This is a genomic window from Paraburkholderia sp. SIMBA_030 (genome assembly GCF_046535245.1).
Classification (GTDB): Bacteria; Pseudomonadota; Gammaproteobacteria; order Burkholderiales; family Burkholderiaceae; genus Paraburkholderia.
In genome coordinates this window covers 1-919 of the sequence record NZ_JAWRXB010000066.1, presented here as the reverse complement: position 1 = coordinate 919, position 919 = coordinate 1, and the positions used below count along the sequence as shown (strand labels likewise).

Here is a 919-nt window from a genome sequence, read left to right as displayed (position 1 = left end):
TGTCCGTCGACACCTCGCTCGAGATCGCGCAGCAATACGATCTGGTGATCATCCACACCAGCACGCCGTCGTTCCCCACCGACGCGCTGTTCGCCGAAGACCTGAAAAAGCGCAAGCCCGCCGTGCTGATCGGCATGGTCGGCGCGAAGGTCGCGGTCGATCCGCACAATTCGCTGACCGCCAGCGAGGCGATCGATTTCGTCTGCCGCGAGGAGTTCGATTTCACCTGCCAGGAAGTGGCCGAAGGCAAGCCGTTCGCGCAGATCCTGGGCCTGAGCTATCGCGCGCCCGACGGCTCGATCGAGCACAACGCGGCGCGCCCGATCCTCGAGAACATGGACGAGCTGCCGTTCGTGGCGCCGGTGTACCAGCGCGACCTGACGATCGACAACTACTTCATCGGTTACCTGAAGCACCCGTACGTGTCGATCTACACGGGCCGCGGCTGCCGCTCGAAGTGCACCTTCTGCCTGTGGCCGCAGACGGTCGGCGGCCACCGCTACCGCACGCGCTCGGTCGAGAACGTGCTCGAGGAGGTCAAATGGATTCGCGACAACATGCCTGAGGTCAAGGAGATCATGTTCGACGACGACACCTTCACCGACTTCAAGCCGCGCGTCGAGGAAATCGCCCGCGGTCTGGGCAAGCTGGGGGTGACGTGGTCGTGCAACGCGAAGGCGAACGTGCCGTATTCGACGCTGAAGATCATGAAGGAAAACGGCCTGCGCCTGCTGCTGGTGGGCTACGAATCGGGCGACGACCAGATCCTGCTGAACATCAAGAAGGGGCTGCGCACCGACATCGCGCGCCGCTTCAGCGACGACTGCCGCAAGCTCGGCATCAAGATTCACGGCACCTTCATTCTGGGGCTGCCGGGCGAGACGCAGGAGACGATCCAGAAGACCATCGAGTACGCGAA

The 919-nt window shown here is 63.1% G+C and carries 1 protein-coding gene; it reads left to right on the top strand.

Going from position 1 to position 919, the window contains the following annotated elements:
• Positions 1 to 919: radical SAM protein (locus SB772_RS39025; RefSeq protein ID WP_410838393.1), on the top strand; the 919-nt coding region annotated here is incomplete at both ends.